Origin of the sequence: Paraburkholderia sp. NMBU_R16 (genome assembly GCF_013282575.1) — a bacterium.
GTDB lineage: Bacteria > Pseudomonadota > Gammaproteobacteria > Burkholderiales > Burkholderiaceae > Trinickia.
The window spans coordinates 1-254 of sequence record NZ_JAAAYE010000390.1 but is presented as its reverse complement, the minus strand read 5'-3'; the positions used below and the strand labels follow the sequence as shown (position 1 = coordinate 254).

The following is a 254-nucleotide window of genomic DNA, read 5'->3' as shown; positions in this document are numbered from 1 at the left end:
TGGAGCCGCTCCGCTCACGATTGGAAGCAGGCCATGAACCAATTCGCTATCCTTTACGCGGATCGATTCGTTCGACCATCCGTGTGAATCTCACCCCCGCCTTGAACACGGAAATTCTGACACTCCCGCCGCTTCGCTTATCCCGGCGTCACCGGCGAACACCCGGTGCATGACACGCAAATCAAGCGGTTGCGGCACCTGAATTTCTTTCAGCACGAGTGCTACCTGGAAGTGCGCGTGCCTCGAGTGCGCTT

General features: G+C 57.9%; 1 pseudogene. It reads left to right on the top strand.

Annotated features, from left to right (window positions below):
• Positions 1-156: 156 nt before the first annotated feature.
• A pseudogene (locus GWC77_RS28635) lies at positions 157-254 on the top strand (transposase family protein); the annotation flags it as partial.